This is a genomic window from Methylobacillus glycogenes JCM 2850, assembly GCF_000617925.1.
GTDB classification, from domain to species: domain Bacteria; phylum Pseudomonadota; class Gammaproteobacteria; order Burkholderiales; family Methylophilaceae; genus Methylobacillus; species Methylobacillus glycogenes.
Genome location: NZ_BAMT01000012.1, coordinates 1 through 24,796 on the forward strand (window position 1 = coordinate 1; position 24,796 = coordinate 24,796).

Sequence of the window (24,796 nt, forward strand, 5' to 3'; positions counted from 1 at the left end):
GGCGACCCGATTCCTGCGTCCCGGCTACGCCGGGCAACCTGCGTTGCTCCCAGTTTCTGGGTCTTGCTCAAACTCGCTTACGCTCAAACAGTCGCAAGCCCTTAATCCAGAAACTGCTGCGCTACTCGGCGCACTCAACGGGAACAACTTCAAAAGCCAGGGTTAAGTACCAGCAGCCATACTTGAAACCATAGAGAACTCGGCATTAATGCAGTGTTGCAGATACAACAAACCAAGCTATTTACCAGCTACGTTACTTGATCCGGAGTCTTTGACTTTCCTTCCCGTTTAGACCCGCCGAGTAGCGCAGGCTTTATCGGATCAGGGCGCGCGACTGTCTGAGCGCAGCGAGTTTGAGCGTGACCCCGATAAACGCGAGCAACGCAGGTTACCCGGCTGTAAGCCGGGGCGGGGATATCCGGGTCGCCTTTTCTTTGGTGATCTTTCTTTTGGCGAAGCAAAAGAAAGGCACTCGCCCGACAAGGCGAAACCAAACCTCTCGCCTCCGGCAGCAGAGGTCAAGACCACTAAATCTCCCGAGGCCACATATACACCGAGCAACAATGTGTCACCCATGTACTCTCACCCCTCTCTCCCAGCTCTAGCAAAAACCCAAGCGCCAGAAAGGAAAAAAGCGTGGGTAATAAAACCCCACGCCCTTCTCCTCCTCTATCCCCCCCGGGATTCAGATGGTTAGACCCTCGCGGTCAAAAGCCTTCTACGACGCTTGGCAGTCACGAGGATGACCATCAAGCCTGCCAGCAGCAGGGCGTAGTGATGTGGTTCTGGCACAGCAGCCGTCACGGTGTTGAACAGCGGGCTATTGGCGGCGGCAAAGGTGCCGTTGCCCAAGGTCACGCTGTTGTTCCAGTTGTTGGCGATGACGGTGCCAAACAGGTTGCCTGAACCAGAGTTAATGGTGGCATCTACCGCCAGGATGTTGGCGTTGATGGACAAGCTGTTCAGTGTGACATTGCTGGCTTCATAGAAGTTGAACAGCACGTTGTAGCTGCTGCCCAGCGATTGCCACTGCCAACCCAGGCTGGCATTGTCACCGGCCACATTGAACACCAGTGTGGTGCCTGCGGCAATGCTGTTGAAGAACAGATTGTTGAAGCTGGAGAAATCGTTTGCATTCAGCGAGAAGAATTCAACACTGGCACCAGAGCCGGTGAAGATTTTGCTGTTCTGGTTCCATTGATCTTGTGCGGCATAGCTACCAGTGGCGCTGATGCTGGCCAACTGGCTGGACAAGGAGGTCAGGCTGGTCTTGGCAGCAGCAAAATCAACCGGGGCTGCTGCGGTGCTGGCTGTCGCGACTTGGCCGGAGATGGTGTATTGCGGGATGGCGTTGTTGTTGCCACCGATCCAGCATTGCCGTTGAGGCTGCCACCACCCCAGGGTACATTGAGGTCGCCGCCAACTACCAGGCCGTATTGGTTGTGGCTGCCATTGGCGATGCTGTTGCTGGGCAGGAAGGCATTGTTGCCAACGGCCAGCGCGCCACCAATGGAGTTGCCGTAGGTACTGAAGTCGTTAAAGATGAAAGCGTTGTAATTGCTTGCCACGCCGAGGTCAATGGTGCCAGCTGCTGCGGGAGCGGAGAGCACTGCCAGGATTGCCATCAAACCGAATTTCAATTTCATCGCTTTGCTTTCTTTAAGAGGTTTATTGCTGTTTAACTGCTGTTGCCTAACTATAAGCAACCCATATACCAACTGTTGGCTCTGGCGTGCCAGTGGTGTGAGGGTTTTGGTGAAATAATTATTTATCAAATACTTACAGATGATTTTTTTGTCTATGGCAAGGCGTTATTTGCCACTTTGGCATGGCATAGGCCTGGCATGGCCAGGCCAGAGTGACAAAATTTCCACACATCCATCAAAATTCTGACATCTCTTGTCACTATTCCGACATTCTGGTCCGACATTCTTATCCCTCATTCTGGCCCGGCATTAAGCGCCGTTATCCAAGGCCAGGGCTGATGGAAAAAGAGCCATGCCATCCAAATGCTGGATAGGCATGGCTCTGGTGTTAGCAAATATTGTTAAAGATGATTGGCGCGGCGCACTGCCTTGAAGTGGCGGCGTACATACCAGATGGCGAATATCACGCCTATCACCACCAGTACGATATGGAATTCGTGGAAATATACTTCCAGCTCTTTCCAGTGCTGGCCGAACTTCATGCCAGCATAGGCCAGCAAATAGCACCAGATCAGCGAACCAACAAAGGTATAGCCTATGAATTTGCCCATGTGCATGCGGGCTACCCCTGCGGGGAAGGCGATAAAGGTACGCACGGCAGGCAGCAAACGGCCTATGAAGATGGTGATTTCGCCATGCTTATCGAACCAGCGGTCTGCCAGTTGCAGGTCATGATGCGAGATCAAAACCCATTTGCCGTATTTTTCTACCAAGGGGCGGCCACCTATCATACCCAGGTAATAAGCCGGGATGGAGCCGACCACGCAGCCAAAAGCGCCTGCCAAGGCCACGCCCCATAAGCTCAGCTCGCCCTTGAACACCAAAAAACCAGCAAACGGCATGATGATTTCCGAGGGCAGGGGAATACAGGCGGACTCTATCGCCATCAACAGCACAATGCCGCCATAGCCCAGGGTGGAAATTACCCCCATGATCCAGGCGGCGACTGCCGCAATCAGTTTTTCCAGCATGTCAGGCCAACTCCCTCAATAATGTTTTTATAAAGTCTGTGCGTTGCGCAATGCCGGGGTATTGTACCGTGATCCTCAGCTTGTCCGGCCCGTTCATGCGGCAGCGTCTATCGCGTTGCAGCAGGCTGATGAGCTTGGTTGGGTCCAGCTCGGAATTGGCAGCAAAGTGCAGTTGTATGGCCGAATCGCTGGCATCGATTTTATTGATGCCCATAGACTTGGCGGCAATGCGCAAGCGGTGGCAGGCCATCAACACCTCGCCTTGTTCCGGCAGCAGGCCAAAGCGGTCTATCAATTCTTCCTGCATATTGTCCAGCGCATCGTCGTCACTGCAATTGGCCAGGCGCTTGTACAGCACCAGACGCTCATGCACATCCGGGCAATAATCGTTGGGCAATAAGGCAGGCATATGAAGGTTGATCTCGGTTGTCACCCCCAGTGGCGCGGATAAATCCGGCTCCTTGCCCGCCTTGAGTTGCTTCACTGCATGGTTGAGCATTTCAGAGTAGAGGGTAAAGCCAATCTCCTGCATTTCGCCACTCTGGCTATCGCCGAGTAATTCACCAGCGCCACGGATTTCCAGATCATGCATGGCCAGGTGGAAGCCTGCGCCCAGATCTTCCAGCAATTGAATCGCGTCCAGACGTTTTTGCGCCTGCGGTGTGATGTTGCGGTCTGGGTCGGTGAGCAGATAGGCATAGGCCTGATGGTGCGAGCGCCCCACACGGCCACGCAGCTGGTGTAGCTGTGCCAGGCCAAACATATCGGCGCGGTTCATGATGATGGTGTTGGCGGTGGGCACATCGATGCCAGTTTCAATGATGGTGGTACACAGCAGCAGGTTGAAACGCTGCTGGTAGAAGTCTCGCATCACATGCTCCAGCTCGCGCTCGCGTAGCTGACCGTGGGCAATGCCTATGCGCGCTTCTGGCAGAATGCGCTCCAGTTTTTCCTTCATGACAAAGATGGTATCCACCTCGTTATGCAGGAAATACACTTGACCGCCGCGCTTGAATTCACGCATGGCGGCTTCACGGATAATGCCTTCGGAATACGCAGTGGCAAAGGTCTTGATCGCCAGACGTTTCTGCGGCGGCGTCGCAATCACCGAGAACTCACGCAGGCCTTCCATGGCCATGGATAAAGTCCGTGGTATCGGGGTGGCTGTCAGTGTCAGCACATCCACCTCGGCGCGCATGGCCTTGAGCTGTTCTTTCTGTCTGACGCCAAAGCGGTGTTCTTCGTCCAGAATCACCAGGCCCAAGTTTTTAAAGCGTATGTCTTTCTGTATCAGCCTATGGGTGCCGATGACGATATCTATGCTGCCATCTTCCAGGCCCTTAAGCGCCTGGGTTTGCTCCTTGGCGGTACGGAAGCGCGAGATTTCCGCAATCTTCACTGGCCAATCGGCAAAGCGGTCACTGAAGTTATTGAAATGTTGTTCTGCCAGTAGCGTGGTGGGCACCAGCACCGCCACCTGACGGCCACCCATGACCGCAACAAAGGCGGCGCGCAAGGCCACTTCGGTTTTGCCAAAGCCAACATCGCCGCAAACCAGCCTATCCATGGGGCGGCCAGACTGCATATCGCTGATGACGGCCTCAATCGCCGCCAATTGATCTGTGGTTTCCTCGAAAGGGAAGCCTTCGGCAAAGGCTTCATAATCATGCAGGCCCAGCGTGAAGGCATGGCCACGGCGCGCTGCGCGCTGGGCATACAGATTAAGCAACTCAGCTGCGGTGTCACGCACTTGCTTAAGGGCTTTTTTCTTGGCTTTTTCCCAATGGCCGCTGCCCAGGCGGTGTAGCGGTGCGGATTCTGGCGGGCCGCCCGAATAGCGGGAGATCAGGAACAACTGGGAAACTGGCACATACAGCTTATCGTCGCCAGCATATTCCAGCAGCAGAAACTCGGTTTCGCCCTCACCAAAATCAATATTCACCAAACCACGGTAACGGCCTACGCCATGCTGTTCATGCACCACCGGGTCATGCTCGCGCAGCTCGGAAAGGTCCTTGAGCATGCCCTCGGTATTACGTTGTTTTTCCTTGTCACGGCGGCGTTGCTGGCGCACGGTGTTGGCATAGAGTTCTGCCTCGGTGACCACGGCGATATCACTGGCTTTACTACCTCCCAGTACAAAGCCGCCATGCAGCGGGCTGGTGCCCAGCATCACATGGCTGTCGCTGGCCTGGAAGGCAGTCCAGTCTTCAGAGGTTTCATACTCCACACCATGCTCGGCAAACAGCTGCGCCATGGTTTCGCGGCGGCCCAGGCTTTCAGCCGCAATCAGAATGCGGCCCTTGAAGCGGCGGATATAGTCCTTGAGCTTATGCAGCGGCTGCTCGGCGCGGCGTTCTATGTCCAGGGCGGGCAGTTTTTTCTCGCTATCCAGACTTAGCTGCAAGCGGCCCCAGGCATGGCTCTGGGCAAAGAAATCCTCAGCCTTGATCAGCAGCGCATCGGGCTTGAGTATGGGGCGCTCGGGGTCGTGCGCCAGTTGGCGATAACGTGCCTGGGCATCATGCCAAAAGGCTTGGGCGGCGTTATCCAGATTGCCATGCAGACAGAGCAGGGCATCCTTGGGTACATAATCCAGCAGGGTGGCGGTTTGCTCGAAGAACAAGGGCAGGTACCACTCTATGCCTCCGCTGGCCAAACCCTTGCTGATATCTTTGTAGATGCGGCTGCGGGAGGGGTCACCCTCAAAGGTCTCACGGAAATTCTGCCGGAAGCGCGCAATGCCGTTTTCATCGAGCGGAAACTCGCGTGCGGGCAATAAACGGATTTCCGGCACCGGGTACAGGCTGCGCTGGGTATCGACATCGAAAGTACGTATGGTCTCGATTTCGTCATCGAACATATCAATGCGGTAAGGCAGCGCGCTACCCATGGGGAATAAATCGATCAGGCCGCCACGCACGCTGAATTCACCCGGACTCACCACCTGGCTCACATGGTGGTAACCCGCATTGCTGCATTGCGTGCGCAACACATCGGTATCCAGCTTCTGGCCTTTTTTCAGCATAAATGTATGCGCTGAAAGATAGGCATGGGGTGGCAGGCGGATCAAGGCGGTGGAGGCGGGCACCAGCACAATGTCGCAGCTGTTCTGGCTGATCTGGTACAGAGTCGCCAAGCGCTCGGAAATCAGGTCAGGGTGCGGCGAGAAGTGGTCATAAGGCAGGGTTTCCCAATCTGGCAGCAAAAACACCCGCAACTTGGGGGCATACCAGGGTATTTCTTCCAGCAGGCGCTGTGCATCAAAGGCACTGGCGGTAATCACCACCAAAGGCGCTTTGGCGCCTTGTTCCACGCGCTGGCTGGCCAACTCGGCCAGGGCCAGGCTATCGGCACCTGCTGCCATGGGTTTGATTTTTGCGCTATGGCCTGCGGCGGGGATGACAAGGGAAAACTGCATGTGCTTATGAGTACGGTTGATTAAGCGGCTTATTATAGCCTATAGGTGTACCCGCCCGACGGGGCTAGGCATGACTAGGGTTAGTGAGAGAGTGGCAATCAAACAGCAGAGGGGTTTGTGAGATTTAATCTGATATCTAGACAGATATCTAGACATAGGAAACATGCGCCCGGGATGCCTGTTAACAGTCATCCCGGGAACACGTGATCAGCGTCAAATGGCTGCTGGAGATTTATCTGCTGCTGGGGAGATATTGCTTACGGTCTTATTTGCCCAGTAATTTACTGATCTGGGCTTCGGCGGTGCTCCAGTATTCAACCGGGCTGCCGGCAAAACCATTACGTTCTGCCAGGAAATACGCTGCCACTTCTACCATGCGATAACGTTCTTCCGGGCTGATTTTGGTGCTGGTCTTGCTGAGGCCATCGCCTAGCTTGGCCTTGCTGGTGCTGGCTTTTTTACTGGTGGCGGTGGTGGTTTTTTTTGCGGCGGCAGGTTTTGCTACTGCTTTTGCGGTGACGGCTTTAGAGGCTGTGGTTTTGGGGCTTGCGGGGGTTTTTGCAGTCGTGCTTTTGGGTGTAGCCATTTCGGTTCCTTTCGGTTAGGGACTTCCATGCTGCGATTGAGGGTGTTCAAAGGCTGTAACCTTTGAACACCATATTATTAAACGGTTCCACCTACCGTCAAGCCGTCAATGCGCAAGGTTGGCTGGCCTACGCCTACAGGAACACTCTGGCCTTCCTTGCCACAGGTGCCCACGCCGCTGTCCAGCGCCATGTCATTGCCTATCATGGAAACCCGCGTCAACACGTCAGGGCCGTTGCCTATCAAGGTGGCACCCTTGACCGGGTAGGCCAGCTTGCCATCTTCAATCATCCAGGCCTCGGCGGCAGAAAACACAAACTTGCCGCTGGTAATGTCTACCTGGCCCCCACCAAAGTTGGCCGCATACAAACCACGCTTGACCGATTTGATGATTTCTTCAGGGTGCATATCGCCATTCAGCATGTAGGTATTGGTCATGCGGGGCATGGGGATATGCGCATAAGATTCGCGTCTGGCATTGCCAGTCAAGGCCATGTTCATAAGACGGGCGTTGAGGCTATCTTGCAGGTAGCCGCGCAAGATGCCATCTTCAATCAGCACGGTGCGCTGGGTAGGGTTGCCTTCATCATCAATATTCAATGAGCCACGGCGATTGCTGATGGTGCCGTCATCAACCACGGTCAGGCCCTTGGCCGCCACCTGCTGGCCTATGGCATTGCTGAAGGCCGAGCTGCCCTTGCGGTTGAAATCACCTTCCAGGCCATGGCCTATGGCTTCGTGCAGCAGAATGCCAGGCCAGCCTGCGCCCAGCACCACGGTCATGCTGCCTGCAGGGGCAGGTCTGGCTTCCAGATTGACCAAGGCCTGGTGCACGGCTTTTTGTGCGTAATCCTGCAAGACTTCGTCGGTGAAGTAGCTGTAGTCAAAACGGCCACCGCCACCCGCAGAGCCTTGTTCGCGCCTGCCGTTATGCTCGGCAATCACCTGTATGGATAATCTCACCAGTGGGCGCACGTCAGCGGCCATCACGCCATCATGGCGTGCCACCATCATTACTTCATATTCACCAGCAATCGATGCCATCACCTGGGTCACGCGCGGGTCTTGCTTGCGTGCAAACATTTCCAGCCGCTCCAGTAGCTTGACCTTGGCTTCGGCGCTGAGCGAGGCAATCGGGTCTTGCGGCAAGTAGAGTTGTGGTGCGTTGACGCGCTGCACGGCCTGGCCGCTTTTTTCCTCACCGAGTGCTGCAATGGCACGCGCTGCGGCAGAAGCCTGTTGCAGCGCTGGCAGGGTGATGTCGTCAGAGTAGGCAAAGGCGGTTTTTTCACCACTCACTGCGCGTACGCCTACCCCTTGATCTATGCTGAAATTGCCCGACTTGACCTGACCTTCTTCCAGCCCCCAGCTTTCGGCACGGCTGTATTGAAAGTAGAGGTCAGCATAATCCACCTGATGCGACATGATGCTGCCGATCACGCTTTGCACCTGGCCTACATCCAGGCCAGCAGGGGCTAGCAGGGTCTCGGTGGCAGTGCTGAAGTGGGAAGCAGTGGCAGGGCTGGAGGCAGTGGGCAAGGCATCAGGTTTCATAGTGATATGTCTTTATTTCAAGCAGATGGTTTCATCATAGCAGCCACATTCATAGCAACCGCTACGTATTTTCCTTAATTTCCACAGCTTTAGAAAGCCCGACCAGGCATCAGGGGTGTAGGAACAAGGTGTCTGAAGAACGTAACTGAAAGCTGGGGGCAAGCGCTTATGCGCTTACATTGCCCAGCCTTGTCTGAATAGTATGGGGTTGAATTTCGGCTTTAAAAGCCCAGACCCACGTTTAAAGCTTGCGGTGCTTGAGCGCAGGCAGGCTTTTGCGCAGGCTTTGCAGATAGGCGGTATTGATGGAGGAAATCACCACGCCGGAACCGCGCGACAATCTATCCTGAATCACGCCCCAGGGGTCGACTATCATGCTGTTGCCATGGGTTTCACGGCCAGAGGCATGGTAACCGCCCTGGGCTGGCGCCAGCACATAACACAGGTTTTCAATCGCACGGGCGCGTATCAGGGTTTCCCAGTGCGCCTTGCCTGTGGTCTCAGTAAAGGCCGAAGGGACGGCAATGATGTCTACGCCACTCATGGCGCGGTAAAGTTCCGGGAAGCGCAGGTCATAGCAGATGGAAAGCCCGAGTCTGCCGAATGGTGTATCCAGCGTGACCACCGCATCGCCGGGCTCTATGGTTTTCTTTTCCTGATAATGCTCATTGCCTTGGTCAAAGCCGAATAGATGAACTTTGTCATAACGCGCGACCTGCTTGCCCTTGTCGTCATACACCAAACAGGCGTTGCGTACTTTGTCCGGGTTGTCACACTCCAGTGGCACTGAGCCACCAATCAGCCAAACCTCATGCTTTTTGGCGGTCTTGGAGAGAAAGCGCTGGATAGGGCCACTGCCTTCCTTCTCGCGCGCTGCCACTTTGTCGGTGTCTTTCAAGCCCATGATGGCAAAGTATTCCGGCAGGGCAATCAGCTTGGCACCCTGATTGACGGCAATCTCTATCAGTCTTTCGGCCTCGCTGAGGTTGGCCGCGACATAAGGGCCAGACGCCATCTGGATCGCCGCAATGCGGTTGATGCCAGGGATGGATTGCTTGTTGTTTTTGTTCTTGCTGACTTTATCGCGTGATTTGATGGCCATGATATTAAATCCAGACAGAGAGTAGATTATGCCGCCGCTTTATTGCAGTTGTGCTCGCACAGCCTGCGCTTAGTAGGAGAATATTAAACCTCTGGCTTGCCCAGGAGTAGTGAATTAAGCCCGACTTGGCTTAGTGCCATACTTCACTACGATTTAATGACCTAGTTAACGAGAAATTTAACGACCTAGAGGCAAAGGCGCAGGGTTGGCGTTATCGCGCTTGCTGCCGCCTTTGACCTCAACCGGATTATCCCAGGTGCCTATGAATTCATATTCCGAGGAAGCAAACTGGTTGAGCGGGTCCTTGAGCAGTTTCTGCGCCAGATATGTGGCTGCCCCTACCACCGGGCCTCCGGCCAGTGCCGCAATCGACAGGCTATCGCTGATATAGGGTGTCACCTTGACCTTGAGCTGCTGGGTTTCTTCCTGCAGATTGGTCTGGCCTGTCATTTCTACGAGTGCAGTCGGGCCTTCCAGGCGGAAATCATCGCTGCGCATAATGCCGTTATCAATGCGGATATTGGCGCTGATCTTGTCAAAGGCAAAGCCACTGCTGAACACATCACGGAAATCAAAGGTCAGGCGGCGTGGCAGGTTTTGCAGGGTCAGCACGCTGAACAGGCGGCCCACGCCGGGCTGAATCTTGAGAATCTGGCCCTTGCGTGCATCCAGGTGCAGATTGCCACTCAGCAGCGTGGTCTCAAACTCATGCGGGCTACCCGGCCATTTGAGCTGGCCCGCAAAAGTAGCATTGCCGCCCTTGATAGTATTGGGGTAACCAAAGCGCTCCAGGGTCTGGCCCAGGTTATTGATTTTCCAGTTGATGTTGAGGCGGGTATTAGGCGCACGTTTCCAGTTGTGCCATTCGCCATCGGCATGAATTTCACTTTCTGGCGTGATGATGCGTAGTTTTTCTATGCTCCAGTCATCGTTCTGTTCACTGGCAAGTAATTCCAGCCTGCCCAGCTGTTTTTTACCGTGCTCGAAATTCTCGGCCACGATATCCAGTGAAGGATATTCGGTGACACTACCTTGCTGGCTGAACTTGCCCTGGGTGCGCAAGGTGGCGGTGTCCGGGGTAGCGGATGGCGAGCGCAGGCGCTTGAGTCTGGCCAGCACTTTGCCATTGCCCTGGCTTAGCCACTGGATATCCCCGCTCATTTCCTGGCTGTCCACCTTCATCTGCCAGCCATCCTTGATAGCGTTGGCATTGAGCTTGAGGTCGTTGATGCGGCGGTCAAACACATCCAGTTTGGTGATAGCCAAATCCAGCTTGCGTACATCCAGGCTGCTGTTTTTGCCAGCATTGCTCTCAGAGCCATTGCCATTGCCGTTACTGTCTGCGGAAAGCGCACGCCATTCATCTACATCCAGATGATCAAGATTGCCCTGCACGGTCAAGCCTGGCTGGGTGGGCAGAGTGGCTGCGCTGTTAAAGGCAATATTGCCACGCTCAATCTGCCACTCGCCGCCATTGTTTTTGTTGCGCAAGATGCGTGCTGACAACTGGTTGCCATAGTTGACGCTGATGTTCTCTTGCTGGCTGCCTGCGCTCTGTTTCTTTTCTACCTTGAGCGGTATGGATTCATCCGCCGCCTTGTTGAGCGGGTAGGGCAGGCTGGAGGCCATGCCCACCAGGCTGGAGCGTATGCTGAAATCCACGCCGTTCTTGCTGACATTGATATCGCCGTTCCAGTCTGTGCTGCCAAAAACGCGGTCAAGATAAGCGGTGCCCAGTCCGGTGCGCAAACCGTTATCACTGACACGGCCACGCGCCGCAATGCGTACGCTGCCATCCTTGGCGCTCATGAGGCTAACCTGCGCTGGGCCGCCATAGACCAGGTGCCCAGGTTCTGGCCGCGGAACTGCGTTTCAGTGAACTCCAGCTTGCCATTGATGCGTGTCAACTCAGGGACGTCTGCGCTGCTGATGCTGCCGTTGCTGACGGTGTAACTGCCCTTGACCTTGGTGGTGTTGACGTCATGCAGCGGAATCAGCAAATCCAGCGCCAGCTTGCCAGTGCCGCTGGCTTGCAGGCCACGGGTGAAGCCACCAGTAATATCAACCAGTGGGCTATTGTTGAGATACTGCACGCCATTCTGCACTGACCCTTGCCCTTCAGCAGCAACCGTCAGTACGGGCTGATGCGAGGCCAGGTTGGGTATGGCTACCTTGGCCTTGATCACCTGCGTGCCCAGGGTCACACCCTGATTGGCGTTGAGTTCCATGCGGTTACCTTCAAACAGCATGTCTAGGCCTATCTTGTCTATCTTGGGCCAGCTGGGGGCAAATTGCAGCTCGCCGTCATGAATGCGCGCCTTGACCTGGAACAGGCCGTTTTTATTGCCGTCAAAGGGGAAGTCATGCAGATTGCCCTTGACCATGACACTGACGCTATCGCTCTTGCCTGCAAGTATGGAGTTATCCAGCCAGCTCATGGTTTGCTGCCCCATCACCAGGGGGTAATAGAACTTGGCATATTTGCCATCCACGCGCGTGAACTTGGCTGCCACTTCCAGCAAGCCACCCTTGATGTGGTTATGCACAAAACTGCCATTGATGGCGCCAGCCAGATGCGGGTTGGCGATGGTCAGGTTGCTGATGCGGATTTGCGGCTTGCCCTGTTTGTTTTGCCATTTGACCTGGCCTGCCAGCTTGTTGTCCGGCAGCGGCCAGCGCAATATGCCAGCGAAATCCAGATCAGCATTACGCGCGTTTAGGCTCAAGCTGCCACCGTCCTCATCGGCGCTGATTGTGCCGTTGATGCGATTGAAGCCAGGGATGCCCTGATAGGCTTGCATGCCTAGCTGATCAAACTGGGTTTGCAGACTGTAGGTCTGCGGGAAGCTATCCAAGGCACCCTGACTCAGCCATTCCAGCTTGAGCTTGCGCAGTGTGCCCTCGGGCTGCAAGGCCGCCAGGGTTTGCTTGAGCTTGTCTGGCAGGGGCAGGTAATTCGCCAAGGCATGTGCAGATTGCAGCGCCACTTCATCAAGCTGAACTTCGCCTTTCAAGCTCGGCTTCTTGCCTGCGTTATCTTCCAGCAAGGCCACTTTGCCGCTTTGCATATCCAGGCCATCGGGTGTGGAAAGCTTGAGGTTTTCTGCCAGCAGTTCCTGACCGTGCTCATGATGCTTCCAGGTAAAGCGCCCAGATAGGCGGTCTAGCCTGACTGCGGCTTGATCCTTGATGACTTTGCTGACGACCTTGTAGAGAATCAGGTCGCTGGTGAGCTTGTCGGCCTTGCCATCGACAAAATCCAGCCACAGCCTGGCAGCGCCATAGCCTTGCTGTATGCCACCTACTTGCGGCAGCCATTGGCGCCAGGCGGCGATATCAGTGCCGTCTGCGTGAGCGTAAATGGTGCCACGCCAGGCCTCAGGGGTGGCGATATCCTTGCCATAGAGATTGCCACGCACATCGATTAAGCCAGAGGCACCAGCCGAAGGTTTGGCTTGCAAGCCAAAGCGGTGATGGCCGACCAGGCTCTGCCAGGCCGGGCTTTCTATCAGCAGATTGAGGTGATCCAGACTGAGTGGCGGTGCCTGACGCAGATCGTCCTGCCAGACAATGCTGGCATTGCGCACATCTATTCTGGATTGATGCAGCAGCCAGTTGGCAAAAGCCGGGCGTGAGGGGCCATTGGTGGGGATGCCCGCGATATAGAGCACGCCATCGGCTTCGCGGCGTATGGTCAGTGCAGGCTCGTGTATGGTCAAGGTGCTGAGGCGTGGCTCCAGCAAGGGAATGCTCAGCCACGACAGGCTGGCTTCAATATGCTTGAGCGAAAGCGCTACGCGCTGCTCTTGGTCATAAATGTCAATATTGCGCAGGCTTAAGTGCGGGTTGAGGCCATTCCAGCTGGCGTGTATGGCGGCGATGGTCACTGGCTGGCCCAGTGCCTTGCTGACTTCGCTGGCCAGGCGCTCCTTATATTCGCCGACGTTAGGCAAAATCAGGTAACGCAAGCTCAGCACCAGCAGAGAAAAGGCAATGATGACAAACCAGAGCGCAGCAAGCGTGGCTCGGTAGCACCAGAGCAGGGACTTTTTGACCATATTGTTATTTAAGACATCATCTTGGGCAGCGCTCTGACGTGGTATGTGACACACGCAGAGCTTGTATTCCGGGGAGGCAGACAGTTAATTCAGCCTAGAGTATTTCATTGGCAGGCCAGTAGGTCAACGCTTTAGGCTCTAGTCCGGCATGATGGCTTACAATAGCGACTTTTCCTATCCAGCGCATGGTAAGTATTTGCAAAATACTGCGACGGTGTTTACACAGTAGTTGCCCATGCCTGAGTTGCCTTTTGTCGAGTAGATTGCATTGATCCAGTTAAAAAACATCAAGCTATACCGTGGTATTAAATGCCTGGTAGAAGAAGCCAGCTTCCAGTTGCATCCCGGCCACAAGGTGGGCCTCACCGGGGCCAACGGCGCCGGAAAATCCAGTGTGTTTGCCATGTTGCGTGGCGAACTGCACCCTGAGGGTGGTGACCTGGATATTCCGCCGCACTGGACCATAGCCCATGTGGCGCAAGATACCCCGGCGCTACCGGATGCGGCGATTGAATTTACCCTGGATGGCGATGTGGAACTACGGCAGGTGGAAGCCGCGCTGCGTGAGGCTGAAGCACTGGAGCAGGGAGAACGCGTGGGCGAGCTTTATGCGCGTCTGGGCGAGATTGATGGCTATTCTGCGCGTGCGCGCGCCGCCGAGTTATTGCATGGCCTGGGGTTTAGCCAGACTGACCTGCAACGCCCGGTGTCGGATTTCTCTGGTGGTTGGCGCGTGCGGCTTAATCTTGCCCGCGCGCTGATGTGCAGGTCTGACTTGCTGCTGCTGGATGAGCCTACCAATCACCTGGATCTGGATGCGGTGATCTGGCTGGAAAACTGGCTCAAGGAATACCGTGGCACTTTGCTGCTGATTTCGCATGACAGAGATTTTCTTGATGCCATCGTTAACCACATTGCCCATATCGAACAACAACGCCTGACGCTGTATCGTGGCGCTTATTCTGATTTTGAGCGCCAGCGTGCCGAGCGCCTGGCGCAACAGCAATCCAGCTTTGAGCGTCAGCAACGTGAGGTGGCGCATCTGCAAAGCTATATAGACCGCTTCCGAGCCAAGGCCACCAAGGCCAGGCAGGCGCAAAGCCGCATCAAGGCACTGGAGCGCATGGAGATGATCAGTGCTGCCCATGTGGATAGCCCATTCAGCTTCAGCTTCCGTAAGCCGCTGGCAGCACCCGATCCATTGCTGGTTCTGGATCAGGCTGATGCAGGCTATCAGCCAGCGCAGCCCATTCTGCAGCGCATTATGCTAACCCTGCGACCCGGTGAACGCGTGGGCCTGCTCGGGCGTAACGGTGCGGGTAAATCCACGCTGATCAAGCTGCTGGCGGGGGAAATGCCGCCATTAAAAGGCGATATGGTCACGGGCAAGGATTTAAGCCTGGGATATTTTGCCCAGCACCAGCTAGAGCAGTTACGTCCAGATGAATCGCCCTTGCAGCACATGCTGCGCCTGGACCCGCAAACCCGCGAGCAAGAGCACAGGAATTTCCTAGGTGGTTTCGATTTCCGTGGCGATATGGCCACCAGTGCCAGCGGTGCTTTTTCCGGGGGCGAGAAATCACGGCTGGCGCTAGCCTTGCTGATCTGGCAACGGCCCAACCTCTTGCTGCTGGATGAACCCACCAACCATCTGGATCTGGAAATGCGCCATGCGCTGACCCTGGCCTTGCAGGATTACGAGGGTGGCATGGTATTGGTTTCACACGACCGCTCCTTGCTACGCGCGACTTGCGACCGCTTTTTACTGGTGGCTGATGGCAAGGTTGAGCTGTTTGATGGCGATCTGGAAGACTACCGCGAGTGGCTGAACGAACAACGACTGCGGGATAAAGCCAACGACAAGGCAGAAAAACCTGTGGCCACGCCTAGTGTAAAGGCCCAGGGCAAAGCCGAGCGCCATGCCAGATTGCAGGAGCGCAAACCCTTGCTGAAAGAAATAGAGCAACTGGAAAAGAAAATGGCCACCTGGCAGCCAGAGAAAACCCAGATAGAAACCGCACTCGCCGCGCCCGAGCTATACCAGCAAGCTGATAACAGCCAGTTACTCAAACTGCAAAGCCGTCAGCTGGAGCTGGAGCAGCAACTGGAAACTGCCGAAATGCGCTGGCTGGAGCTGCAAGACCAGCTAGAGGCACTGCCTGAAATTGCCTGATGCTGGATAAAGCTAAGCCCGGAGCAAAATTTAGCCAGAAAATTAAGACCAAGCCAGAAGATTAACTGCCAGCTGAATCAGCGGCCGCTAACAACACAAATATCAGAAGACAGCAGAGGAACGATATGGACATGACTTATTCGCAAAGACTGAGCCTGAGCTACGCGCTTTGCCTGAACGAAGCACGCGATGCAGCAGGGGAGACCCCCAGCACCAATCTGGAAGATTATGACGCGCTGGAAGCCGCTACTTACTTGGCCTGTTACATCACCTTCAGAGCCATCAAGGAAGCCGGGCGCTCACCCGCGGATGAGCGCGTGGAAAACTTCGACATGCTGGCGGTATATCAGGCCTTTGCCATGCTCGTGTATACCTATTTGACGCTACCGCTGGGCGATGAAGCATAGAGCCAGATTACAAGGCTGCGGCCATCACCATTGCCCGTTCACTATTTGCTGAGCTGGAAAATGAAGAACTGGCCGAGATTATTGAATCAGGTAATCACAAGTATCAGCTCATAGGCGATGCCGAGGCTGAGCACTGGATGAATTACCGCCAGGATATCGAGAAGGTGCTGATAGCCTTTATTATCGCCGCCACCGATGAAGAAGCGCCATTCGACAAAGAAGAACTGGTGCCCATGTTAGGGGCGCTACTCAGCATGCTGTGTGAGGCTTTCGCCAGCGAATAAAAAATGGGGGCCTAAGCCCCCATTTTTTTATTGATGGATTGAGTAACGTGGTTGACTAGGCAGCCAGGCTCAGAATGCCGCCACTAGAGGTCTGTTCACCACCATCGTTGGCGTTAGGGCCATAAGTCGTGTTGAGCAAAGCGGTTTGACGCTCGGCCGCTTGTTGCGCCAACAGCCCATTATCAGCGCCTGCATTCAGCGAACCATTATCCAAGACATCATTCTGTTGTTGCTGGAAGCTGGAGTTATCCTGAGTGGTTGCTGTACCTGCTACGTTGGTATCGGCAGGTGTATTGGCTTGTGTAGTGGTAGCGCTGTTATCTACCGGAGGATTCTGCTGGAGATAAGCAAAATCTTCCTGAGGGCTTACCGTACCATCAAGATTGGTATCCGCAGGTTCAAAACTGGTGACCGGAGCACTGCTGGTGTTGCTGGTGTCACTATTCCCGGTCTGCAACTGTACTGCAGGATTGGCGACAGCAAATTCAGGCTCGGTATTTTCTGCCTGAGCAGCTTGCGCCTGGGCAGTATCAGCAGCCTGAGGTGGTGCCAGGCTCTCGATAATACGCTGTGAATTCAGCTGTTCATTCAACTCACCCAGCAGGTTGTTGCTAGAGGTGCTGAGTGCTGAAATAAAGGGACGTACCTCGGTGACATCACTCAGGGCTTCAGGGTTGCCTCTGGAGTTAAACGCAGTGAGGTCATTCACCGCCGCTTGCACTTCGGCAATATAGCCGGGCGAGCTGAGGTCTAGCCTGGGCGTGGCCGGAGCGGTGAGCGTTGGGGTAACACTGTTTAGGGCTGGGATTGCCATGTTGTTCTCCTTGTTGGTCGCCAGTCTGGGGAGTCATTACCTCAAACCTGAAATTACCAAGGACTTCAAAACCTTAGGATTGCGCCTGCAAAGCATAAAAGCTCAAGCCACAAAAACTATTGCTCAACTTGTAACTTGCAGTACGCGCCATGCTGTATCGCTAGACTAGTCATGGCCGAATACTCTTGATGACCGATTATTTGGCTATGCAGCGGGCGAAAATACAGCGCTTGATATTAGTGACAACGACTAATATCTCAGGTTCATTTTATTAACGATTTTGAAAAATTACAAGCCTGTTAAGTACTTAGCTGAAATTGGAGCTTGTCTGGCGACATGCTTTTTGGGGGTGGGGATGGGCTTGAAAGCAAGCCAGGCGCGCACGGGAGCAGATTGCCCCCGGCGCGGAAGATTGGCTCAAGTACTAATACTTAGAGTACGGATGCTTAAGCCGCTATGCTCAAGCTGCTGCTGGCGTTGCCACTAGTTTCGCCATAAGCCGAAATCTGCTGGGCAATCTGCTTGCTTATGTTGTCCAGGCCAGCGCTATCACTGCGCTGGCTGGCATTCGCGCTTTCACTTTGGCGCTGGTATTCCATGGCTTCCTTGGCGCTGACCTTGCCATCCTCATTGGTATCGGCCGCTTCAAAGTTCTCCGCCACCTTGCTCATCAGACTGGCGAGATTGGTATCGGTGGTGGTGGAGGCTATGCTTTCCAGTTCATCCTGGGTATAACCTTCGTCGTCCTCATCACTGGCAGGCGGGGGCGGAGGCGGCATGCCGCCTTGCACACGCAGATTGTCGAATTGGCTATTGAGCTCGCTGAGCAACTGGCTGACACCAGAGCTGAGCTCTTCTTGCGTGACTTTGCCATCGCTGTCGCCATCCAGGCTGCTGAATAGCTCACTGACATCACTGCTGCCGTTCTGGCTCAGTGCAGCAAAAGCGCTTTGCAAATCGCTTTCGGCAATATAGCCCTTGTTGTTACTGTCTAGCTTGCTGAACAGTGAACTGGAAATTTGTGCTGCGCTGCTACCCAGGCTGCTGATCATATTATTCTCCTTGTTGGTTTCGGCGGTTCAGGGCCAGCTTCACGCCCTTAAGTGCTGTAACGGCCAGCATGCCTCAGGATTGCCCCCGCAAGGTGTAAAGCCGGGTAAAGCTGTGTAAAACCAGTGCTGTGGCAGGATTGCAGCTCTGCAAGTCTCATGGTCTAGCCTCTGCTAGACCATGATGCCAGGTTTTCTATGAGGCACAGCGCCTGTGGGCAGGTGCAGCAGCAGGGGCAGCAAAGCAGGTTTATGCTGGCTGCGTAAGCTGCTGCTGGGCTTACTGCTCGGTTTCCTGACCTGGGGGTAGCGCTTTGCCTGGGCCAAATTCGCTGCCATGTCCATCCGCTTTAGGGGGGCGAAAGCCGGGTGGCAATGGGCGCTGCTGTTCATGAAATCTTTCCGCTTCTGCTAGCTTAAGCAGTTGTTCAGGGCTGAGCAGGGCGCGGATACGTGCTTCGGTGCTGATCCGGGCAAACAAGGCTTCACCCTGCAAACGCCCGATATTGCTGCTTAACTGCTTGGCCTTGGCTTCATCAAAAGCGCCCGTACCTGCCGTGGGGTTAGTCACAGCAGGAGACAGCAGTTTGGCGAGTGCTTCCTGCTGTGAGCGTTGTTGCTTGAAGTTATCGCGCAGCAGCGGCATTTGGCTGTGCAACAGGCTGAAAATCTTGTCCTGCTGGGCGTCGGTAAGCGCCAATCGCGCAAACTGGGGTGGCAAGCCAGGTAGTTCCAGCTCGGCAGGCCTGCCCAGGCCAGCGGGTTTTAGCTGGGCTGGGGGCGGAGGTTCTGCGTGGGCAGGGAGTGAGGCCAGGGTCACGCTCAAGGTAATGATCATTGCGGGATAGGCCAGGATTTGGGCGGTTTTTATCATGAGGTTCCTCAGGTCAGTCAAAGTGAATGTCCGAGAAATTCTGCTGCTGCACGCTGTAAGCTGCTGTTAATTATCAGTAAAGAAAGGTAAATCTGCGCCTGCGCGGTTCTGCTTATGCGGTGTAGACGATATGATGACAACATCCTTAAACCCATGAAGCGCTGATGACTAAAGTATTGTTGATAGACGACGACGTCGAGCTGGTTAAACTGATCCGTGAATACCTGCTGCAAGAAAACTTTGAAGTGGAGACCGCGCATGATGGTGAAACTGGCGTGGTCTACGCGGAATCGCTGGCACCGGATTTAGTGGTGCTGGATGTGATGATGCCCAAACTCAATGGCATAGAAGTGCTGCGCCGTATCCGCGCGGGTAGCAATGTGCCCATACTGATGCTGACAGCCAAGGGGGATGATGAGCACAGGATAGTGGGGCTGGAGCTGGGGGCTGATGATTACGTGCCCAAGCCCTGTACCCCCAGAGAGCTGGTTGCACGTATACGTGCCATCTTGCGACGCATGGCCCCTGCCAGCCAGGATCAGCAGGCGCAGATCAGCGTGGGTGAGTTGACGATCTGGCCTGAGCGCCGCCTGGTGGAGTGGGCGGGTGAGCCAGTCAACCTCACCAGCACTGAATTCAACCTGCTGGAAGTACTGGTACGCCAGGCAGGCCGCGTGGTGAGCAAAAGTGATTTGTCTACCCTGGCGCTGGGCCGCCCTTTGTCGCGTTTTGACCGTACCATAGACGTGCACCTCAGCAGCATACGGCAAAAACTGGGCACCATGCCGATGGCCGCCAATGCATACAGACCGTGTACCGCATGGGCTATCAACTGATCAAGGAATAAGCGGCAAGCATTACTATGGGCAGGTTATTCTGGAAATTCTTTTTCTTCTTTTTGCTGGCGCAAATGACCTCTATTGTCGGCGTCAGCCTGTTCTTCTGGTTTTCTGCACACCAGGATAGCCAACGTCTGGAGCGCGAGTTCCGCAGTGGCCCCACCGCCATGGCCTTGCTGGATGCTGCCGCGCAAACCCTGCACCACGGCGGTGAATCGGCCTTGCAAAACCTGCTGCAGCAATGGGCAAGCAAGCCCATGTCACAAGTTTATGCCGTGGATGAACAAGGCAATGAGCTACTTCATAGACCAGTGCCGCCGCATATGTTGCAGATGCTGGATAAGCTGGAGAGCCATAAAGCCATCCTCAAGGAAGGTGGTGCGGATGGTAAATCCTTGCGTCTGTTTGTCCCCAGTTGGCCTGGGCCTGGGCAGGATAATCATCCTCCGCCTTTCCTTGGCAAGGACAAGGATGGAAGGCCGCTTATGCATGGCCCAGATATGCTCGGGCCAGGCATGGGGCCAGATCATCTAGGGCCGCCGCGTCTGGGGTCTTCACATATAGGTCCGGCACATATGGGACCGCCACCGCATCGTGGTCCTATGTTCCCCTGGAACCCGGTCTGGGCTGGGCTGATCGTCAGCCTGATATTTGCGGGTCTGCTGGCCTGGTATATCTCTAAACCCATCAAGCAGTTAAGTGCCGCTTTTCAGCGCGCTGCCAGTGGCAATCTCAAGGATAAAATCAGCCCGGTCATGGGCAGGCGCAGTGATGAACTTGCCGACCTGGGCCTGGGCTTTGACCGCATGGCCGAGCATCTGGATGCCTTGATGCAGGGACAAAAGCGCCTCTTGCATTACGTATCGCATGAAATGCGCTCACCACTGGCCCGCTTGCAGGTGGGCATAGGCCTGGCCAAGCAAAACCCAGACAAGCTGGATGCCACGCTGGACAGGATAGAGATGGAATCCGAGCGCATGGATAAATTGCTAGGCGAAGTGCTGGAGTTGTCGCGCCTGGAGTCGGGCATGATGGCGCTACGGCGTGAAAAAGTCGTGTTTAGAGAGTTGCTGGAAGGAGTGGTGGAAGATGCGCGCTTTGAGGCCAGTGCCAAGCACATTCATATCATCAGTGCCTTTGACCAGGATGCTGGTGAACCTGCGCAGCAGGAGAGTGACCAGAATGCAGCCTTAAATGCCACGCTGGAAATTCAGCCCGACCTGGTCTATCGCGCGATTGAGAACGTCTTACGCAATGCACTCAAGTACAGCCCGGATTACAGTGAAGTACAGCTGCAAGCCCGGCTAGAGCCTGGCCGGGTGGTGGTCTCTATTCTGGATAGAGGGGCGGGCATTCCGGAAACCGAGCTGGAACAGATATTTCAGCCCTTCTACCGCGCAGATAGCTATGGCAGCGTGGCAGGGCATGGCTTGGGTCTGGCGATTACCAAGCAAGTCATGGACTTGCACAGCGGCGAGATCAAGGTGTTTAACCGCATAGGCGGGGGCTTGCAGGTGGAATTGGCGCTGCCGTTCACCCCCCATGCCACTGTCTAGGGCTGGGCAGTTTCCGCTAGCCAGTGCGCAAACAAATCGCGGTAAGCCTGTATGCCGGCCTTGAGTGGGTAGCGTTGCAAAATAGTGGCACGTGCTGCATCACGTAACGCCTGCATTTGGTCAGGGTGGGCAAACACGCGGTCTATGGCATCGGCAATCTCCCGCTCAGAGAAGAAATCCACCAACAGGCCATTTTCACCATCGACAATCACTTCTTCCACAGGGGCTGTGCGTGAGCCTATCACCAGGCAGCCGCTGGACATGGCTTCCAGCATGGACCATGACAGCACAAAGGGCACGGTCAGGTAAATATGGGCAGTTGATATCTGCAACACACGCAGGTATTGCTGATAAGGGATTTTGCCGAGGAAATGCACACGGCTTAAATCGAGTTTGCCTTGTAGTTCTGCCAGCATCTGACCACGATACGTCTCACCTGCGGGCAGTTTGCGCCCATAGCTCACATCGTCACCGCCTATGATCAACACGCGGCAGTTGGGCCGTCTTTGCAATATTTCTGGCAGCGCCGCATGAATACATGAAAACCGCGGTAAGGCTCCAAATTACGTGAGACATAGGTAATGACTTCATCCTTGCGGGTTAAAGTCAGGCCGGAATCCAGTCTGACCCAAGCCGCAGGGTCGGGGCTGGCCGCATCGGTATTGATGCCTTCGTGTATCAGGTGAATCTTGTCGCGATACACCGCCGGGTAGAGATTGCGCTGCCAGTGGGTGGGCTGATGCCAGCATCGGCAGCCTCCAGCGATAACAGATTGGTAATGTTCTTGCTGCGTATGCGCAGCAGGTCATCCAGCACCAGGGGATATTCCGGGTCAAATCCGGCATCCGCGCCCTGGGTGTGATAGAAAAACTCAAAGAAGGTCAGCAGCGGCACCTGGGGGAAAATATCCTTGGGGAAGATGGCTTCACCCCAGCCCATATGCGCGACGATGATGTCGGGTTGGTAGCCACGCTCCTTGAGTTGCAGCAGTGCACGTGCAGCGCTCTGGCCGCGGATAATGTGGTTTTCCACAGCGGCGAGATAGCCATGTACACCGGGTGTGTTATCCCGTGCGGGTTTATATTCCACGCGCTGCACGCCAGACATGCCAGGCGCATGTGGCTCGCACAGGCTGAGCACCTGGTGCTGCTCTTCATCAATCAGGGCCTGGGCAATATGGCGGAACTGCCCAGGAAAATTCTGGTGGATGAAAAGAATCTTCATGCTTAATCCGTTATGAATTGGCCATCGAGATAAAGCCAGTGCCCGGTCTGACGTATAAAGCGGCTGAGCTCATGCAGTTTTTCTGCCTTGCCTTGCACTTTGTAACGCGCAATGAATTCCACCTCTGCCTCCTCATCATTGGCATCAGTCAGTGCGCCATGACGCACAATCTTTAATCCCAGCCATTTGATGGGCTGATCTTGCTCCAGATTGAGGATGGTGGGGCGGGTGGAAGGGTGCCAGGTCCGCAGCAGATAATCTTCCAGCCCCAGGGTGTAGGCGGTATAGCGAGAGCGCATCAAGGCCTCGGCACTGGGGGCGGCCTGACCTGCATGCCAGCGGCCGCAGCAGCGGCCATAGGGCAGGTCATGGCCACAAGGGCAGGGCTGGCGTTCAAGCTGAGTAGGCTCTGGCTTCATGCGCCTTAGAATATCTCACGCGTCTCGAGGAATTCAATATCCGGGTAACGCTCCTGCGCCATTTGCAGGTTGACGCGGTTAGGCGCGAGGTAGACATATTCTTCGTTGCCATCCAGCGCCACATTGAAGCCATATTTGTCGGCTATCGCCTTCAGGTCGGCATCCGAGCCGCGCAGCCAGCGTGCGGTAGCGCAATCAAAGGATTCAAACACTACGTCCACGCCGTATTCGTGCTCCAGGCGGTGGGCAACTACGTCAAACTGCAAGATACCCACGGCACCCAGAATCATGTCGTTGGACATCAGCGGACGGAACAATTGCGATGCGCCTTCTTCTGCCAGTTGCTGCAAACCCTTTTGCAGTTGCTTCATCTTCAGCGGGTTTTTCAGGCGTGCGCGGCGGAAGAATTCCGGCGCAAAAGACGGGATGCCGATGAACTTGAGTTCTTCGCCCTCGCTGAAGGTATCACCGAGCTTGACCGTGCCGTGATTGGGAATGCCGATGATATCCCCGGCAAAGGCTTCGTCGGTGGTGTTTCTATCTTGCGCCATAAAGGTAATGGCATTGTTCACCGCCAGCATCTTGCCGCTGGCCACTTGCTTGATTTTCATGCCACGCTCAAAACGGCCAGAGCAAACGCGCAGGAAGGCAATGCGGTCGCGGTGCTTGGGGTCCATATTGGCCTGGATTTTGAACACAAAGCCGGAGAATTTTTCTTCGCTGGGGGCCACGCTGCGGCTGGCGGTGCTGCGTACCAGCGGGGCAGGTGAAAGCTCTACCACGGCATCCAGCAGCGATTGCACGCCAAAATTGTTGATGGCAGAACCAAAGAACACTGGAGTCTGTTTGCCTGCGAGGTAGGCCGCTTTGTCAAAGGTGTTGGAGGCACCGCGCACCAGTTCTACGTCTATACGCAATTCCTCAGCCTGACGGCCTATCAACTCATCCAGCCTGGGGTTATCCAAACCCTTGATGGTTTCTGAGGTGCCTTTTTCCGCATGCGGGTCAAAGAAAGAAATGGTGTCGTTGTAAAGGTGATACACGCCACGGAAGCTCTTGCCCATGCCTATGGGCCAAGTCATGGGCGCGCATTGCATGCCCAGGGTAGATTCAATTTCATCCAGCAGCTCAATCGGTGCACGCGATTCGCGGTCCAGCTTGTTGATGAAGGTGAGGATGGGCGTATCGCGCATGCGACAGACATTCAAGAGCTTGATGGTCTGCGCTTCTACACCGTTGACCGAGTCAATCACCATCACGGCCGAATCCACCGCAGTCAGTGTGCGGTAGGTATCTTCCGAGAAGTCATCGTGGCCTGGGGTGTCCAGCAAATTAATCATGTGTTCCCTATAAGGGAACTGCATGACCGAGGAGGTCACCGAGATGCCGCGTTGCTTTTCCAGCTCCATCCAGTCCGAGGTGGCATGGCGGGCAGCCTTGCGGCCACGTACCTCACCCGCAACCTGAATGGCGCCACCAAACCAGAGCAGCTTTTCGGTCAGCGTGGTTTTACCCGCATCGGGGTGAGAGATGATCGCAAAGGTGCGACGTCTATGGATTTCTTCGTTGAAGCTGGACATGTCGTGATAATCAGGCTGAGCGCAAAGCCGCCATTTTACCTTTTTAGTGCCCTGATGACGCTGCATTTTGTGCAACTGTTATTCAATGCGCCAGCTTGTAGGCAAAAATGACATTTTTTACCTGAAAACCCGCAGGAATGCGTCATGACAAGTCGCTAAGAATCAAGCTGTCGGTGTAAC

At 55.1% G+C, this 24,796-nt stretch carries 19 protein-coding genes and 3 pseudogenes; 5 read left to right on the forward strand and 17 right to left on the reverse strand.

What is annotated here, in order from left to right; all coding sequences use genetic code 11:
• Positions 1–693 precede the first annotated feature (693 nt).
• The 9 genes and pseudogenes from JCM2850_RS24080 to JCM2850_RS23000 form a co-directional block, all read right to left on the reverse strand.
• Positions 694–858, reverse strand: a complete 165-nt coding sequence (locus JCM2850_RS24080; protein ID WP_369384906.1) for a PEP-CTERM sorting domain-containing protein — start codon at positions 856–858, stop codon at positions 694–696.
• Between the two features lie 36 nt (positions 859–894).
• A pseudogene (locus JCM2850_RS24085) lies at positions 895–1,646 on the reverse strand (choice-of-anchor A family protein); the annotation flags it as partial.
• 401 nt (positions 1,647–2,047) lie between these two features.
• The gene (locus JCM2850_RS13365) at positions 2,048–2,677 is read right to left on the reverse strand and encodes a DedA family protein (RefSeq protein WP_025872487.1); all 630 of its coding nucleotides are present in this window, start codon (positions 2,675–2,677) and stop codon (positions 2,048–2,050) included.
• 1 nt (position 2,678) lies between these two features.
• Positions 2,679–6,098 carry a transcription-repair coupling factor gene (gene mfd, locus JCM2850_RS13370; RefSeq protein WP_025872489.1) on the reverse strand — a complete coding sequence of 1,140 codons (3,420 nt, stop codon included), beginning with the start codon at positions 6,096–6,098 and terminating at the stop codon, positions 2,679–2,681.
• Positions 6,099–6,363: 265 nt separating this feature from the next.
• A complete protein-coding gene (locus JCM2850_RS13375; protein ID WP_025872491.1) occupies positions 6,364–6,684 on the reverse strand; it encodes a DUF2934 domain-containing protein in 321 nt (106 codons plus the stop codon).
• A 77-nt stretch (positions 6,685–6,761) separates the two neighbouring features.
• Entirely contained in the window at positions 6,762–8,237 is a 1,476-nt protein-coding gene (gene tldD, locus JCM2850_RS13380; protein WP_025872492.1) for a metalloprotease TldD, read from the reverse strand.
• A 241-nt stretch (positions 8,238–8,478) separates the two neighbouring features.
• Positions 8,479–9,339: a carbon-nitrogen hydrolase family protein gene (locus JCM2850_RS13385; RefSeq protein ID WP_025872494.1), complete on the reverse strand. Its 861-nt coding sequence runs from the start codon at positions 9,337–9,339 to the stop codon at positions 8,479–8,481.
• A 177-nt stretch (positions 9,340–9,516) separates the two neighbouring features.
• Positions 9,517–11,148, reverse strand: coding sequence for a YhdP family phospholipid transporter (locus tag JCM2850_RS22995; RefSeq protein ID WP_234406263.1), 1,632 nt, complete (start codon positions 11,146–11,148; stop codon positions 9,517–9,519).
• Positions 11,145–13,397: a YhdP family phospholipid transporter gene (locus JCM2850_RS23000; RefSeq protein WP_234406264.1), complete on the reverse strand. Its 2,253-nt coding sequence runs from the start codon at positions 13,395–13,397 to the stop codon at positions 11,145–11,147. The genes JCM2850_RS22995 and JCM2850_RS23000 overlap by 4 nt, the downstream gene beginning before the upstream one ends.
• 268 nt (positions 13,398–13,665) lie before the next feature.
• Between JCM2850_RS23000 and JCM2850_RS13395 the strand changes: the two genes are divergently transcribed.
• The 3 genes from JCM2850_RS13395 to JCM2850_RS24105 all read left to right on the forward strand — a co-directional run bounded on the left by JCM2850_RS13395 (position 13,666) and on the right by JCM2850_RS24105 (position 16,261).
• A complete protein-coding gene (locus JCM2850_RS13395) occupies positions 13,666–15,570 on the forward strand; it encodes an ATP-binding cassette domain-containing protein (RefSeq protein ID WP_025872495.1) in 1,905 nt (634 codons plus the stop codon).
• Positions 15,571–15,701: 131 nt separating this feature from the next.
• Complete coding sequence (locus JCM2850_RS24100) at positions 15,702–15,977, forward strand: hypothetical protein (RefSeq protein ID WP_369384899.1); 276 nt, start codon at positions 15,702–15,704, stop codon at positions 15,975–15,977.
• A 137-nt stretch (positions 15,978–16,114) separates the two neighbouring features.
• Entirely contained in the window at positions 16,115–16,261 is a 147-nt protein-coding gene (locus JCM2850_RS24105) for a hypothetical protein (protein ID WP_369384900.1), read from the forward strand.
• Between the two features lie 55 nt (positions 16,262–16,316).
• On the opposite strand, the gene JCM2850_RS13405 is transcribed toward JCM2850_RS24105, so the two are convergent.
• The 3 genes from JCM2850_RS13405 to JCM2850_RS19395 form a co-directional block, all read right to left on the reverse strand.
• A complete protein-coding gene (locus JCM2850_RS13405) occupies positions 16,317–17,075 on the reverse strand; it encodes a hypothetical protein (protein WP_025872497.1) in 759 nt (252 codons plus the stop codon).
• 446 nt (positions 17,076–17,521) lie between these two features.
• Positions 17,522–18,127 (reverse strand): EF-hand domain-containing protein, encoded by a 606-nt coding sequence (locus tag JCM2850_RS13410; protein ID WP_025872499.1) that lies wholly within the window; start codon positions 18,125–18,127, stop codon positions 17,522–17,524.
• A gap of 277 nt (positions 18,128–18,404) precedes the next feature.
• Positions 18,405–18,998, reverse strand: a complete 594-nt coding sequence (locus JCM2850_RS19395; protein ID WP_148301273.1) for a Spy/CpxP family protein refolding chaperone — start codon at positions 18,996–18,998, stop codon at positions 18,405–18,407.
• 164 nt (positions 18,999–19,162) lie between these two features.
• On the opposite strand from JCM2850_RS19395, the pseudogene JCM2850_RS19405 reads away from it, so the two are divergent.
• Positions 19,163–19,845: pseudogene (locus JCM2850_RS19405) on the forward strand (response regulator transcription factor).
• 15 nt (positions 19,846–19,860) lie between these two features.
• Positions 19,861–21,393: an ATP-binding protein gene (locus JCM2850_RS13425; RefSeq protein WP_025872502.1), complete on the forward strand. Its 1,533-nt coding sequence runs from the start codon at positions 19,861–19,863 to the stop codon at positions 21,391–21,393.
• Here the strand turns inward: JCM2850_RS13425 and JCM2850_RS22015 are convergent.
• From JCM2850_RS22015 to JCM2850_RS13440, 5 genes and pseudogenes are all read right to left on the reverse strand, one after another.
• A complete protein-coding gene (locus JCM2850_RS22015; protein WP_199898346.1) occupies positions 21,390–21,905 on the reverse strand; it encodes a glycosyltransferase in 516 nt (171 codons plus the stop codon). The two genes, JCM2850_RS13425 and JCM2850_RS22015, sit on opposite strands and share 4 nt — an antisense overlap.
• The gene (locus tag JCM2850_RS22020) at positions 21,875–22,096 is read right to left on the reverse strand and encodes a hypothetical protein (protein WP_234406266.1); all 222 of its coding nucleotides are present in this window, start codon (positions 22,094–22,096) and stop codon (positions 21,875–21,877) included. Before JCM2850_RS22020 ends, JCM2850_RS22015 begins: the two co-directional genes overlap by 31 nt.
• Positions 22,097–22,105: 9 nt before the next feature.
• A pseudogene (locus JCM2850_RS22025) lies at positions 22,106–22,617 on the reverse strand (glycosyl transferase family 1); the annotation flags it as partial.
• Positions 22,618–22,619: 2 nt separating this feature from the next.
• Entirely contained in the window at positions 22,620–23,036 is a 417-nt protein-coding gene (locus JCM2850_RS13435; protein ID WP_025872504.1) for a YchJ family protein, read from the reverse strand.
• A 5-nt stretch (positions 23,037–23,041) separates the two neighbouring features.
• Complete coding sequence (locus JCM2850_RS13440) at positions 23,042–24,616, reverse strand: peptide chain release factor 3 (protein WP_025872506.1); 1,575 nt, start codon at positions 24,614–24,616, stop codon at positions 23,042–23,044.
• Positions 24,617–24,796 lie beyond the last annotated feature (180 nt).

Excerpts from the sequence above, each read along its gene's own strand:
- JCM2850_RS13365 (WP_025872487.1), bottom strand. The coding sequence starts at position 2,677 with ATGCTGGAAAAACTGATTGCGGCAGTCGCCGCCTGGATCATGGGGGTA.
- mfd (WP_025872489.1), bottom strand. The coding sequence starts at position 6,098 with ATGCAGTTTTCCCTTGTCATCCCCGCCGCAGGCCATAGCGCAAAAATC.
- JCM2850_RS13375 (WP_025872491.1), bottom strand. The coding sequence starts at position 6,684 with ATGGCTACACCCAAAAGCACGACTGCAAAAACCCCCGCAAGCCCCAAA.
- tldD (WP_025872492.1), bottom strand. The coding sequence starts at position 8,237 with ATGAAACCTGATGCCTTGCCCACTGCCTCCAGCCCTGCCACTGCTTCC.
- JCM2850_RS13385 (WP_025872494.1), bottom strand. The coding sequence starts at position 9,339 with ATGGCCATCAAATCACGCGATAAAGTCAGCAAGAACAAAAACAACAAG.
- JCM2850_RS22995 (WP_234406263.1), bottom strand. The coding sequence starts at position 11,148 with ATGAGCGCCAAGGATGGCAGCGTACGCATTGCGGCGCGTGGCCGTGTC.
- JCM2850_RS23000 (WP_234406264.1), bottom strand. The coding sequence starts at position 13,397 with ATGGTCAAAAAGTCCCTGCTCTGGTGCTACCGAGCCACGCTTGCTGCG.
- JCM2850_RS24100 (WP_369384899.1), top strand. The coding sequence starts at position 15,702 with ATGACTTATTCGCAAAGACTGAGCCTGAGCTACGCGCTTTGCCTGAAC.
- JCM2850_RS24105 (WP_369384900.1), top strand. The coding sequence starts at position 16,115 with ATGAATTACCGCCAGGATATCGAGAAGGTGCTGATAGCCTTTATTATC.
- JCM2850_RS13405 (WP_025872497.1), bottom strand. The coding sequence starts at position 17,075 with ATGGCAATCCCAGCCCTAAACAGTGTTACCCCAACGCTCACCGCTCCG.
- JCM2850_RS13410 (WP_025872499.1), bottom strand. The coding sequence starts at position 18,127 with ATGATCAGCAGCCTGGGTAGCAGCGCAGCACAAATTTCCAGTTCACTG.
- JCM2850_RS19395 (WP_148301273.1), bottom strand. The coding sequence starts at position 18,998 with ATGATAAAAACCGCCCAAATCCTGGCCTATCCCGCAATGATCATTACC.
- JCM2850_RS13425 (WP_025872502.1), top strand. The coding sequence starts at position 19,861 with ATGGGCAGGTTATTCTGGAAATTCTTTTTCTTCTTTTTGCTGGCGCAA.
- JCM2850_RS13435 (WP_025872504.1), bottom strand. The coding sequence starts at position 23,036 with ATGAAGCCAGAGCCTACTCAGCTTGAACGCCAGCCCTGCCCTTGTGGC.
- JCM2850_RS13440 (WP_025872506.1), bottom strand. The coding sequence starts at position 24,616 with ATGTCCAGCTTCAACGAAGAAATCCATAGACGTCGCACCTTTGCGATC.